The sequence below is a fragment of the Paenibacillus silviterrae genome (genome assembly GCF_030167925.1).
Classification (GTDB): domain Bacteria; phylum Bacillota; class Bacilli; order Paenibacillales; family NBRC-103111; genus Paenibacillus_G; species Paenibacillus_G silviterrae.
Window position 1 is genome coordinate 1,331,241 of sequence record NZ_JASKUT010000001.1, and the last position, 12,505, is coordinate 1,343,745.

Annotated in this window: 7 protein-coding genes; 1 reads left to right on the forward strand and 6 read right to left on the reverse strand. The window is 54.4% G+C overall.

Features of this window, described 5'->3' with window-relative positions; all coding sequences use genetic code 11:
* Positions 1 to 2 precede the first annotated feature (2 nt).
* The 6 genes from hepB (QMO62_RS05795) to hepB (QMO62_RS05820) all read right to left on the reverse strand — a co-directional run bounded on the left by hepB (QMO62_RS05795) (position 3) and on the right by hepB (QMO62_RS05820) (position 10,709).
* Positions 3 to 2,258 carry a heparin/heparin-sulfate lyase HepB gene (gene hepB / locus QMO62_RS05795; RefSeq protein WP_284639305.1) on the reverse strand — a complete coding sequence of 752 codons (2,256 nt, stop codon included), beginning with the start codon at positions 2,256 to 2,258 and terminating at the stop codon, positions 3 to 5.
* A 51-nt stretch (positions 2,259 to 2,309) separates the two neighbouring features.
* A complete protein-coding gene (locus QMO62_RS05800; protein WP_284639306.1) occupies positions 2,310 to 3,623 on the reverse strand; it encodes an ABC transporter substrate-binding protein in 1,314 nt (437 codons plus the stop codon).
* Positions 3,624 to 3,726: 103 nt separating this feature from the next.
* The gene (locus tag QMO62_RS05805) at positions 3,727 to 5,757 is read right to left on the reverse strand and encodes a heparinase II/III domain-containing protein (protein ID WP_284639308.1); all 2,031 of its coding nucleotides are present in this window, start codon (positions 5,755 to 5,757) and stop codon (positions 3,727 to 3,729) included.
* Positions 5,758 to 5,783: 26 nt separating this feature from the next.
* Complete coding sequence (locus QMO62_RS05810; RefSeq protein ID WP_284639310.1) at positions 5,784 to 6,920, reverse strand: glycoside hydrolase family 88 protein; 1,137 nt, start codon at positions 6,918 to 6,920, stop codon at positions 5,784 to 5,786.
* A gap of 17 nt (positions 6,921 to 6,937) precedes the next feature.
* Positions 6,938 to 8,413 carry a sulfatase family protein gene (locus tag QMO62_RS05815; protein WP_284639312.1) on the reverse strand — a complete coding sequence of 492 codons (1,476 nt, stop codon included), beginning with the start codon at positions 8,411 to 8,413 and terminating at the stop codon, positions 6,938 to 6,940.
* Positions 8,414 to 8,441: 28 nt separating this feature from the next.
* Positions 8,442 to 10,709: a heparin/heparin-sulfate lyase HepB gene (gene hepB / locus QMO62_RS05820; RefSeq protein WP_284639313.1), complete on the reverse strand. Its 2,268-nt coding sequence runs from the start codon at positions 10,707 to 10,709 to the stop codon at positions 8,442 to 8,444.
* A 247-nt stretch (positions 10,710 to 10,956) separates the two neighbouring features.
* Here hepB (QMO62_RS05820) and QMO62_RS05825 point away from each other — a divergent pair, with 247 nt between their 5' ends.
* The gene (locus QMO62_RS05825; RefSeq protein WP_284639315.1) at positions 10,957 to 12,204 is read left to right on the forward strand and encodes an ROK family transcriptional regulator; all 1,248 of its coding nucleotides are present in this window, start codon (positions 10,957 to 10,959) and stop codon (positions 12,202 to 12,204) included.
* The last annotated feature ends 301 nt before the right edge of the window (positions 12,205 to 12,505 follow it).

Here is a 12,505-nt window from a genome sequence, read left to right on the forward strand (position 1 = left end):
TGTCATTGCTCCTTTTCATTGCTTCTGCTTTCACGTAGAAGGCGCACGTCTGCGGCAACACCTGTCAAATGGAGTGCTCCGCCCGCTTCCGTCACTTCGTGCGACTCGCGCCTTCCGCCTGTCTCCACCGTCCAGCGGCCGGCCGCAAGGTCGGCGATGAGGCAGTTGAACGGCCCGGCTTGCGCGACAGAAGCCTTCACACCGGATACGGAAACCGTCAATGTATCGCTCAGCCGCTCACCGCTCTTGCTGAATAGCACAATCCAGTCCTTGAGCTTTACCCCGACCATGGCTTCGGTTTCAACCCGTTCGGATTTCAGCGCAGGTGCGCCGTCGATATCCTTCACCTGCATCACGTTCAGAAAATAATCACGCTCAGCCGGTTCACGCGGGCTCACTTCAATGCGCCACGCCCCCTGCTCCTTCGTACCCGGATGATCGTTGACGAAGTTCGTGCCAAACACCCAATATTCTTTGTCCGGCCCGCCGACCTTCACGATTTCGTGATTCCCGGTCTCCGGCAGCAGCGTGTCGTTAATCAGTTGCCCGGTATAGCCGTCCTCGCTGCGCGAGATGATGGTTCGGCCGGTTTCCGGGGTGACCTGCGGCTCCTCGACGCTGTGGAGCAGCCAATATTTTTTGAAATCGGCCTTAGCCGATACAACACGGTCAAATATAATCAGTGCTGCCGGATGCGCGGCGTCCTTGAAATTCAGGAACAGGAACGAGCGCTGGAACTGCTTCATTTTGTCCGAATAGGCGGCCGTGATGTCCCCCTTCAAATAGGAGTAATCCGGTTGAACGGCGTCCGGGCCGTAAGCGTGCGCCAGCACCTCGCCCCGCTTGAAATCTTTGCCGAGCAAATCTTCCAGCTGGAGCGGCGGGCGCCCTTCGTTCGGCCAGCGCTGCCCGCCGTCGTTCACATTCGGCCAGACCAGACCGCCGTCCTTGACGTACGGATATTGGCTCAGCTCGTCGGGATCGTAGACCAGCACCGTATTGTGCGCGATCGAACGCTTGAAGTAATATTTGTTATGCGGCGAATGGTACTTGCCGGACGAACCTTTGTAAATGCCGGAATCAATCGCCAAATAGCCTTTGTAATACAACTGGAACGCCCCGGCGTCCAAATGCTGGTGATTGTTGTACTGGTACTCGCCTACGCGCATTTCGGCAATGACGGTTCCCGAGCTCCGGTCCTTTCCTTCATCCCAGCCCGTTCTGGAGACCATGATCCCGGACGGAGAGCCGAAATAGCGGGTGAGCGGCAGCTCCTTGATCGACCTCGGCTGAACGTCCGCGTTATAGAACAAAAATGCATGGAACACATACATATCCGGTATCGTTTGAAACTCGCGGAGCTGCTGATCGATAAAGTACGGATTGTTATAATAGCTTCCAGCCATCAAATATACGAGCGGGAACAACCGGATATATTGATCCTCGGCATACAGCGGGTTATCGCTGTCGCCGTCGCGAAGCAGCTTGCCGTCCGGCCTGCGGGTGTAAATCCATTGGTAGCCTACATTTTCCTGCGAGTCGTCAAAAGGATTGCCCGCCCCCATCCGGTCCATAATCCACGTGGCATACAGCTCGGCCTGGTACCGGTACGAGCCGTAATTATCCCCCTGGTGATGCCACCCCGAAGGATAAAAGAAATTGCGCGGCGGCACCATCTCGGCATAAAAACGTCCCGCCGAAATTTCATACATCTCCGGATCCTCATCATAGATCGCAATGCCGGTGCCGAGCAGATCGCGCATCAGCATCCATTCGCTCGTATGGCCGACGATCGAGCCTTCTTTTTTCGGCGGGTATCCGCATTCCAGCAAGAGAACAAGCCGCTTGAAGTGGCCGATCATAAAACGGCGCTCTTCGTCATCCAGCAGATCGCGGCACCAATCGTAAACGACGGCTGCCGCCAGCATCAGCCTGCCGATCGATCGGGAAATGTCCTGGTAGCTCGCATTAAAATGTTTTGTGATGCTGCGCATCGCGAGCGTTTTGGCGCGCAGGCCGGCTTCCCTGTCGTCATCCAGAACATACATAAGCGCATTCGCTTCGATGAGATACACATCGCCCGGGCTTTCGCAGGAATATGCGTCCCGAATGTCCAACTGACTGAATTGGACCAGTCGCTCCCACACCTGCTTCATTTCCGGCTTTGATCTTTTTTCCCTCAGACCAGGTACGTCCTTGCTTCTTATGAGCAGACGCGGATGCTCCTGTGGGGGAACATGCGGCGGCTTCGGATACATGGCGCCGACCTCCTTTTCAGGTACGGTAGATTCGTCTGGCTCTGCCTTCGATTATTTCGACTTCTTCATGTCGGTCATCGTTTTTTCCGCCTTATCCTGAATTTCCCGGAGCACGGTATTGACATCCTTATTGTTTTGCGCCATATCTTTGGCTCCCTCCCGGATCAGCTGCTTAAACGGAAGATCGTAGTCGGTCGGCTTCACAATCGGCGCCTGCTTCGTCTTGAAAACAGCCTGTATGTTCTTGCCTTGGAAGCTCTTCAGCTCCGAAGCATACGTTTTCTTCACGGCGTCATTGTTCAGCGAAGTCATTCTGCCGGTTTTATTCATCGCGATTTGCGCTTCATCGGATACGAGCGTGGAGATGACCTGGAATGCCGCTTCCTGATTTTTGCTCTTGGGCGAAAGCATCATCAGATGCAAATCGACCGGTTTGCCGACGCCAGGACGGTCCTCAAAGCTCGGATACGTGACCATATCCCAGTTGACGGGATTGCCTTGATTCGCCATATCCTCCAGCGTGCCGACGACGCCGTCTCCCCAAACAGGGTACATCGCCAAGATCCGGTCCTTGAAGAAGCCGTTCGCCGTATACATGAATTTATTTTTCTCGCCGATAAAACCGGGAATTTCGTACATCGCCTTCAGCTTGGTAAAAGCCGTTTTATAGCCCTCCGTATTGATGAGCGGCTTTTCTTCCTTCTCATCGACATATGGTAGCGAATACTGTCTCGTCAAGTTTTCGGGATAGTCCGGATCGACGCCGATATATTGGATGCCGTCTTCTTTGCGCGTCACCTTTTTGGCCAGCTGGATCGTCTGGTCCCAAGTCATGCCGTCCGTAGGAAACGGTACCCCGAATTTGTTGAATATATCTTTGTTGTAAACCATCATGCCGTAATTCATCGAGAACGGAACCGCATAAACCTCGCCTTTGTCCCCGAACTGCTTGATGGCCGCCATGCCTACAGGATCGAACTTGTCAAAGCTCAAGTTGTTCTTCTTCGCCAGATCGTTCAAGTCCATGCCGAGCCCGAGCTTGTTGAACATGCCGATGTACACGTTGCTCGTCAGGATCAAATCCGGCAATTGGCCGGAAGCGATCACCTGCTCCGGCGTATTTATATCACCGTTACGCGAGACAAGCTCCATCGAAATATTCGGGTATTTCTTGTGGACCGGCTCGACAAAAAACTTCTGGAACTCCGAATCTTGAATGCCCGAGCTGTAGCTGTAAACTATCAGCTTCACCTGCTCCTTATTGGCGGCTATCCCGGGACCTTCGCTATTCCCGTCTTTCGTACAACCGGTCAAAGCAACCGCCAGACAGACCGAACACGATATCGTTACGATTTTTTTCAACATCGGAAGCCTCCCTTTGCATGCATTTCTTTTCTTATAAAGCTGTACAAGGGTTGTCATATCGTTTGAACGGCTCTCTGTCCGGCGCTGACCTCGCTCTATGCCGTTATTTCCATTCGGACAACGGCACGTAGCTTTGACCTGCCGAAGGTACAGCCTCGCCGCCTGCAAGCGGAATCAGCTCCACAGCCATGCGCACGTCCGTTACGCCTTCCAGCTTAATGGCCAGCTTCCGAATTCCGCTATTTGCCGTCTGTCCCGCCGGATTCGGTGACTCCGGAAGCGGCTTCGCCTCCATCACTTGAAAGGACGCTTTCTGCGGAGCATCCTTCGGGAACGTCATCGTCACCCACAGCCGTTTTCCGTTTTGCGTCAGCAGCACGGATTTGCCTTCCTCTGCGATTTGAACCGCTGCCTTCGTGTGCATAAACCACCAGACTGTCGACGGCTTCTTCGCCTGAAGCTCATCCTGGACAATCAGCCGTTTGCGATCGGCCAGCATGACGCCCCGCTTCGCAGCTTCGGCGTTCCTGGAGTAGGCTGGCTTCATGTCGGCGATCGCATATGTCTTCGCCTGCGTCGATACATAATTTACGATCTTGTTCATGGATGCCTGATCCTGCTGAAACCGTGCGTCCGGATTCATCACGAGCGTATTATGCCCCTCCGGCTTCATCCGGTAAAACGTGTAGCGCTCCTTGTCATACTCGAAGTAGCCCTTCAAATTGTAATCATCGCTGCCCACATCGATCGCCCATTGCTCGCCGTTCGCTTGAAACACAAAGGAGCCGATATCGGAATGCGAGTGGCTGTCGATCGCCGTGCCGGCCTTGAATCCGGCGAAAACGGCTGTGGGATCATTCCATTTGCTGCGCATTATAACGACCTCCGCACCGCGGTAATAAACGTCGGTCGGCAGCGTTACGTTCGAATCGCGGAACTTCGGATCGTACCAGAGCAGGTCGTAGACGCCTCCGGCCTGATTCGCGTCTTCCATCATCGCGATCCGCTGCCCGGCAAGCTTCGGATCGTTGATTGCCTTGGCGAGCCAAAACAGCTCGGGAATTTTCATCTTGCCGCTCCTGTTGTCGGCAAAGTTATACGTCCCTTGTGGTCCGGTGACATAAACCGGGAAATATGCCGTTTTGTTCAGGCTCGGCGTCTGCGCATGACCGTAGGTCGTGCCGACCGCCGTCTGAAGCGCCGCCATGTAGCTGACGGTGTATTCCATCATGTAGCGCCAGTAGCCCGGCCCTTCGCTCCAGCCGCCGTCCGGTCCCCATTGTGACAAAATGATGTTTTGCACGGACCTCATCGACTTTATGATGATGTCCCCGGCAAGCGCTTTGACCGGCGCTTCGTCTCCGATCGCCAGCGCTCCGACGATGATCCCGCCGTTGCAGACCGCGCTCCAGTTATTGACCGGATTGGTTCTGACGCTCCACCACACTTTATTGTTGTGGGCGTCGAGCGCTTTTTGCAGCCCTTTTTCCACCATCGCTTTGCGCACGGTATCTTTTTGCTCTTGCGTCAAAACGTCGTACAGCCAATCGTAGCCGATTCCCATGCCGGCGGTAATTTCTGCGGTATTGAGAAACTCCTTCTTGTCGTTCCAGTCGGGGAACGCCGCCAGCGCCATCATCTCCTGAACCGCCCGCTTCGCGTATTGCTCCTCTCCACTCAGCCGGTACATCATCGCATTTTGTTCAATAACCGGCCGGGCGTCTCTTGCGGACAGCATTCTGCGGCCGTCGGGAGTTTCGTATGCGCCGACGGGCTTCGTCAACGTTTTGTCGGTCGTCTTCTTCAAATCGCCGTACCATTTCCGCAGCAGCGGGTCGCTTTTCACCCCGTCCTTCAGCTTCGCAAACGTATCGGCCGTAGCAAACAGCCGCGGATGCTTCTGATTCGGATTGATCTTCTGCAGATCGTCAATGATGCTGTCCGCGTTCGGAGGCGCTCCGGTATACGGCGCGAATGCCTGGGACGGCGGTAGGGTCTGCACCGCCGCCGGGTCAGACGTTCCCGACTGCGGCTTCGCGGCGGGGTCGCCGCTCCCGGTGCAGGCTGTCATCAAAGCGGTACAGAGCAGCGTAAGCCATACGAGAATCGTTTGTTTTCGTTTACGTATTCGCATGTTTTCTCCCCCGGCGCCTCGTTCTTCTACCAGAACAACTCGGTCTGGCCGCGCAGCTTCGCGAGCGCTTCGACGAAGTAATAGTCGCCGTAGATTAATCCGACATCGATATTTTTGCCTGCCGGATAATGGCCGGTGCCGTGAAGCAGGATCGCTTCGTCCTTCTGATCCCATACCGCGTAATGATCGGCTAGCGACTTCATGATCTGTCTGGCCGCTGTGGCATACAGACAGCCCTGCTCTTCAGGCAGCACTTCCGCCAGCAGCAGCATGCCGCTGGCCGCGATGGCCGCCGCCGACGAATCTCTCGGAGCACCTTCTAGAGTCGTCAGACGGAAATCCCAGTAAGGAACGAGATCCTCAGGCAGGTTCGCGAGGAAGAAATGCGCCGCTTTCTTGCTTCCCTGCAAGTAAGCGTCATCCTTCGTGTAATGGTAGCAAAGCGCCAAACCGTAAAGCGCCCAAGCGGTGCCCCTGGCCCATGCGGATCCCGGCGCGAAGCCTTGCCCGCCTAATGCCCCGACGCGCACGCCGGTTTCCGGATTGAACGTAACAATGTGGTAACAAGAGCCGTCCTCGCGAAGAAACTCGCGCAGCACTGTATTTGCATGCGCCGCAGCGATATGCTTGAACCGCGGGTCGCCGATTTCGGCGGATGCCCAGAACAGCAGGCTCAGGTTCATCGTGCAGTCGATAATTGCCCAGCCGGCATTGCCGCCGTCCGCCTTCCAATTGTTGTTATTCCATGCCCGAATATATTGGCCCTTGATGTTGAACCGCCCTGCCAGCCATCCGGCGACCTTCAAAGCCCGCAGCTTCGACTCGGCGCTGCCGGTCAGCTTGTAATTCGCCACCGAGGAAAGGGACCACATAAAACCGATGTCATGGTGAAGACAGGTGTACTCGTCAATGCACACGTCCATTCGGGCTTCGCATTCTTCGGCCAGCCGCTTCAGCTCTTCGTTCTTCGTATCCCGGTAGGCAAGCCACAACAGCCCCGGCCAAAATCCTGAGGTCCAAAAGCGCGGTTCCAAGCTGTCATACTTGCCTTCCTTCGAAACGTGGGGAAATCCGGCCCCGATCGTCTTGCTCATCTGTCCGATCTTCGCTATCGCCTTCTCCCATACCTCGTCAATCCATAATTCGCGTGCACCCGCCGTCATCTCATACTCTCCCCTGATTAAGTTGGTTGTGTGCTTACATGAAATGGCCCAAAGTCGGCTATAAATCGTTCATACAGATCTTCAGGCAGTTCGAGCAGATCGCCCGTTGCGCGCATATGCACTCTCAAAGCCGCCAGCATGCTCTCGATCCGGCCGCCGTTTGCTTCCTTGCGGAAAGCGATGTTGTTCATTTCTTGCGGGTCCGCCGCCAGATCATACAGCTCGACAAACATCTCGTCCTTGAAAATATCGACAATCAGCTTGTGATCCCCTTCGATCACACACCGCTGGAAATTGCTGCGCGCCCCGTTTCCGTCGAATTGAATGAATATGCGTTCGCGCTCCACCCGCTCGCGTTCCCCGCGAATCAGCGGCATGAGTGATACGCCCGATATGCTTTCAGGCGCTTCGATCCCGAGCGCATCGCAGAGCGTCGGCAGCACATCAACACTGCTGACCAGCTCATCGGAATAACGCACCGCCGGTTCGAACCCGGACGGAAATTTCATGAACAGCGGTGTTTTCACCGATTCCTCGTACATGCACATTTTTTGCCACAGCCGGTGGGAACCGAGCATCTCGCCGTGATCGCTTGCGAACACGATCAGCGTATTATCGTAAAGACCCTCACTCTTCAGCTCCGATATGAGCTGTCCTACACAATGGTCAAGCAGTGCGACAAGACCCAAATATACTTTCCAGATCCGCTCCCATTCTTCTTTCGTATAAGACGATCCGAGCATACCCGTCAAGTTGTACAGCTGCAGCGGAGACTGGTTATCGCTCCATACGCCGACGTTGTCCGGCAGCATCACATCCTGTATCATCGAATACCACGGTTCCGGGATGTGCAGCGGCGGGTGTGGCGCAAGGAACATCGCGTTCAGCGCAAAAGGCTTGCTGCGGTCCCGCTGCCGAATCGCATCGAGCGAATCGTTAAGTATAAAGCCGTCATAAAAGTAGTCGAGCGCCTCATCATACCGGCCTACTTTCGGAATCGAATAGTTGCGCTTTCGGGTAATTCTGCCGTACGCAAGCTCGGGGACGAGACCTTGGAACGCCGGTCCGCCGGGCTTTTTCTTGCCGCTCGCCTTCACGAACGCGTCGTAGCGCTGCTCCAGCTGCAGCCAGTGGGTATGGCTGTCCTCGCTATGCTCCAGTTTCGGCTCAGTGAACAAATGCTGCTTGCCGGTATGCCAGCTGTCCCATTCCTTCTCCAATAGCTCATACAGATTCACGTGCTCGGGGCGAACCATCCCGTGCTGCTTCTCCTGCTCCGTCCATGGATTGATCAGCGAGCCCGTAACGTTCGGATATTTCCCCGTAAAGAATGCACCGCGGGCCGGAACGCAAAGCGGCGATGCGCAGTAAGCGCGATCAAATATGACGCTCTCCGCCTTTAGGCCGCTAATGTTCGGCGTATGTTCGCCAAGCGCATCCCACCTCAACTGATCGGCCATAATGACGACCAGATTGCTTTTACCGCTGCTCATCGCATTAACCCTCCCTGGATTGTTCGGCTTAATCTGCACAGCCGCTATACTTTAGCCGGAACGCACCGGACGACGCCTCCGATTGCCAATGCAGCAGCCCGCTTTCCCTGGTCACTTCATGGGTGCTTACATGTGAGCCCCCTTGAGCGCCGGCAGCGTCTTGTGCGAATTCATGCCATTCTACGATCCATGTACCCGCTGCAAGATCGGTAACGATGTAGTTCCACTCGCAGCCGCCGCCTTCCGGACGGCCGGATACCGCAGGGATTACCGCATGCTCCTGCAAATGCTCTCCGCTAGTGCCGAACAGGACGACCCAGTCGCGCAGCTTTACGCCCGCCATCGTCTCGGTCTCCACTTTCACCGTATCCAATGCCGCAGCGCTGTTTATATCCTTCACCTGCATCACGTTCAAGAACAGGTCCAGCTCCGCTGCCTCACGCGGGCTCACTTCGATGCGCCATTCGCCCTGCTCCTTCGTACCGGGATAATCGTTGACATAGTTCGTTCCGAACACCCAGTATTCTTTGCCCGGTCCGCCGACCTTCACAATCTCCTGATTGCCCGGCTCCGGTAGCAGCGTATCGTTGATGAGCTGTCCGTTGTAGCCGTCCTCGCTTCGGGAGATGACCGTCCGGCTGCCGCTGATCTGCGGCTCTTCGATGCTGTGGAGCAGCCAATATTTTTTGAAATCCGGGTTTGCGGATACGACGCGGTCGAACACGATCAGCGCCGCCGGATGCTCCGTATCCTTGAAGTTGAGGAACAGGAACGAGCGCTGGAACTGCTTCATTTTGCTCGAATAGGCTGCGGTGATATCGCCTTTCAGGTACGAGTAATCCGGCTGGATCGGGTCCGGACCGACAGCATGCGCGAGCACTTCCCCGCGTTTGAAATCTTTGTTCAGCAGGTCGTCCAGCGTAAGCGGCGGACGCCCTTCGTTCGGCCAGCGCTGCCCGCCGTCATTCACATTAGGCCAGACGAGGCCTCCGTCCTTCACGTACGGATACTGCTGCAGCTCGTCAGGGTCATAGACCAGCATCGTGTTATGCGCAATCGTCCTTTTGAAATAGTACTTGTTATGCGGCGAATGGTATTTGCCCGACGAGCCTTTGTAGGAACCCGAATCGATGGCCAAATTTCCTTTGTAATATAATTGAAACGCCCCGGCGTCCAGATGCTGATGATTGTTATACTGGTACATGCCCACTTTCATTTCTGCAACGACGGTGCCGGAATCCATGCCGGTCTCCCAACCTGTCCGCGTTACCATGACACCTGTCGGCGCTCCGAAATAACGGGTCAGCGGCAGTTCGTCCAGCGGCTTCGCTTCCACATCCGGATCGGCGAACAGAAAAGCGAATAGCACGTCTTTATCCTGAAAACGCCCCTCATCCTTATGCATCTGATCTATAAAGTAAGGATCTTTATAATAGCCGCCCAGCATCAAATATATAAAATGAAGCCGCGTATACTTCGTCTGTTTAAGCATCACCGGCGTTGTATCTCCGTCGCGCAGCAGCTTGCCGTCCGGACGGCGCGTGTAAATCCACTGATACCCGACTTCGCGCTGCGACGGATCGTAGACGTTGCCGAAGCCCATGCGGTCGAATATCCATGTCGGGAACATCTCCCCCTGAAAACGAACACCGCCGTAGCCATCGCCTTGATGATGCCATCCGGATGGATAAAAAAAATTGCGCGCAGGCACCATCTGGTCGAAAAAACGTCCCGCCGACAAATCGTACATCTCCGGATCCTCGTCATATATCGCAATGCCCGTGCCGAGCATATCCCGCTGAAGCATCCATTCGCAGCTGTGGCCGACGAAAGCGCCTTCTTTTATAGGAGGATAACCGCATTCGAGCAGTCCGGCCAGACGTTTGAAATGCCGGATCAAGAACGCCTTCTCTTCCTCCGAAACCAGCTCGAAGCACCAATCGTAGACCATTGCCCCCGCCAGCATCAGCCGGCCGATCTCTCTGGAAATATCCTGATAGTTCGGATTAAATTCTCTGGTAATGCTCGATAACGCCAATGTCTTTGCTTTGATTCCGGCTTCGTTGTCCTCGTTTAACAAATACAGCAGTGCATTTGCTTCTATAACGTAGACATCGCCCGGGCAATGCTCGGCATTCGCTTCCTCAATCCCGAATCGGCTGTACTCCATCAGCCGCTCCCAAGCCTGCTTCGTCTCGGGTCTAGTCATCTTGTCCCGCATTTCCGGCAAATGCTGTTTGCGCAAAAACAACCGCGGATGCTCCGGCGGCGGTATAATCGGCGGTTTAGGAAACATTCCTCGTCCTCCATTCATCCCATCTGGTTATGATTTTTCTTTTGTCGGCGCATCGTTCATTCCCCTTCCTCCTCATCATACGTCACCCCTGAGAATTATGTCAATAACTAAACTAAATACCATTAAAATAATTTGTAAACGTTAAAATCAGTATCAACAAAGCATTATATATGTTGGATTTGTACATTATTAACCTTATTCCCATTGCTATGTTTGATTTTTTTTGTTATGTTTAAGGAGATGTTATATGAAAGACCGAAATGAATTGCGAGGGAAACGTATGGAGAATATCCGCAAGGTCTGGGATCAAAAAGGAAGCAAAACGGCCATCCTTCAAATGCTGAGAGTTCTTGGACCATTGTCCCGCATCGAACTGACTGAGCTGACCGACTTAAGCCGGGCTACGATTTCGGTTACCATTAATGAGCTCATCGAGCTTGGGCTTGTGCGGGAAACCGAGCTCCGCCAGTCTAATCGCGGTAGGCCGGCGACCAACCTGGAGCTTGTCCCCCACTCCCACATCATTCTGGGTGCCGACCTCAATCAGCAAAACTGGATCCTCGGCGCATTCGACCTGCTGGGCAATACGGTGGAGAAGAAACAAATCTCCTTCAGCCCGCTTACGCCGGAGGCCGCCGTTCAGGCATTAGCCAACGAAATCCCGAACTTTATTGAAAAAATAAAAAAAAGCCCGATCCCACTACTCGGGATCGGTATTCCGGGAATTGTCGATACGCATAACGGCATCCTGCTCAGTTCTGCCGTCCTTGGCTGGCAGCAGGTCAATCTGGGAGCCATGCTAGAGGAAGCGATCGGCTGGCCGACGGCCGTTCTCAACCGCAGCCGCGCCCGCGGCTTATCGGAATGCCGCTACGGCGCCGGCAAAGATTACCGCCACATGATTTACATCGGCATCGATACAGGTATCGGCGCCGGTATCTACGTCAATCGGGAGCTCATTCACGGAGCGCTCGGCGGCGCCGGCGAGATCGGCCATACGACCGTAGCGCTAGACGGCCCTTTGTGCCCTTGCGGCAACAACGGCTGTCTGCAAATGATGTCCGCCGCTCATGCCATGGAACTGGAAGCGCGCAGACTTCTGCGCATGGGCGAAATCTCTTCGCTTCTTCTGCAGCCCGGCTTCGATCTGCAAATGCTGAACGCCGAGGACATTTGCCGCGCGGCGGAGCAAGGGGACGAGCTGGCCGTTCAAGTCGTTACCGGCGCAGCCACCTACCTTGGCGTCACGATGGCGAATGTAATCAATCTGCTCAATCCGGAAGCGATCATATTGGGCGGCACGATTCCGAAGGATTCCCCTCTTTATGTGCAGACCGCGATGAAAGTAATGCGGCAACGGGCCATGGGTCAATTGTCGGCATCTATCGTTGTACAGGTCGGCCAGTTCAAGGAAATCGGCGGTGCACTTGGTGCGGCCAATATGGCTCTGGATCGGCACTTGTCGTTCACCCATTTCTCCACCCAGTTGAGCTAGGCCAAGTAGCGTTTTTTTCTGTACTTTTGTGCCCTGAGCCAACAATAGACACGATTTCATCCTAGGATGGTCGTGTTTTTTTATTCCTGCGAATATCGCAGACTTTTTGCCATATGACGAAACTGACACGAATGGTTCGATTTGTTAAACGAGTAAGGATTGTCTTCTGCTATGCGCTATGTTTATAGCCAACAAGACAGTTATTATTCTAAAACGTTAGTCCCGGACTTAACAAAACAAAAAAATCCCTTGTTGTTTCAGGGACGTTTTAATCACTATACAATTGAATAACACTGTCTAA

What these genes read in the sequence shown, in the direction of transcription:
- hepB (WP_284639305.1), bottom strand. Translation starts at nt 2,258, where the DNA reads ATGTATCCGAAGCCGCCGCATGTTCCCCCACAGGAGCATCCGCGTCTG.
- QMO62_RS05800 (WP_284639306.1), bottom strand. Translation starts at nt 3,623, where the DNA reads ATGTTGAAAAAAATCGTAACGATATCGTGTTCGGTCTGTCTGGCGGTT.
- QMO62_RS05805 (WP_284639308.1), bottom strand. Translation starts at nt 5,757, where the DNA reads ATGCGAATACGTAAACGAAAACAAACGATTCTCGTATGGCTTACGCTG.
- QMO62_RS05810 (WP_284639310.1), bottom strand. Translation starts at nt 6,920, where the DNA reads ATGACGGCGGGTGCACGCGAATTATGGATTGACGAGGTATGGGAGAAG.
- QMO62_RS05815 (WP_284639312.1), bottom strand. Translation starts at nt 8,413, where the DNA reads ATGAGCAGCGGTAAAAGCAATCTGGTCGTCATTATGGCCGATCAGTTG.
- hepB (WP_284639313.1), bottom strand. Translation starts at nt 10,709, where the DNA reads ATGTTTCCTAAACCGCCGATTATACCGCCGCCGGAGCATCCGCGGTTG.
- QMO62_RS05825 (WP_284639315.1), top strand. Translation starts at nt 10,957, where the DNA reads ATGAAAGACCGAAATGAATTGCGAGGGAAACGTATGGAGAATATCCGC.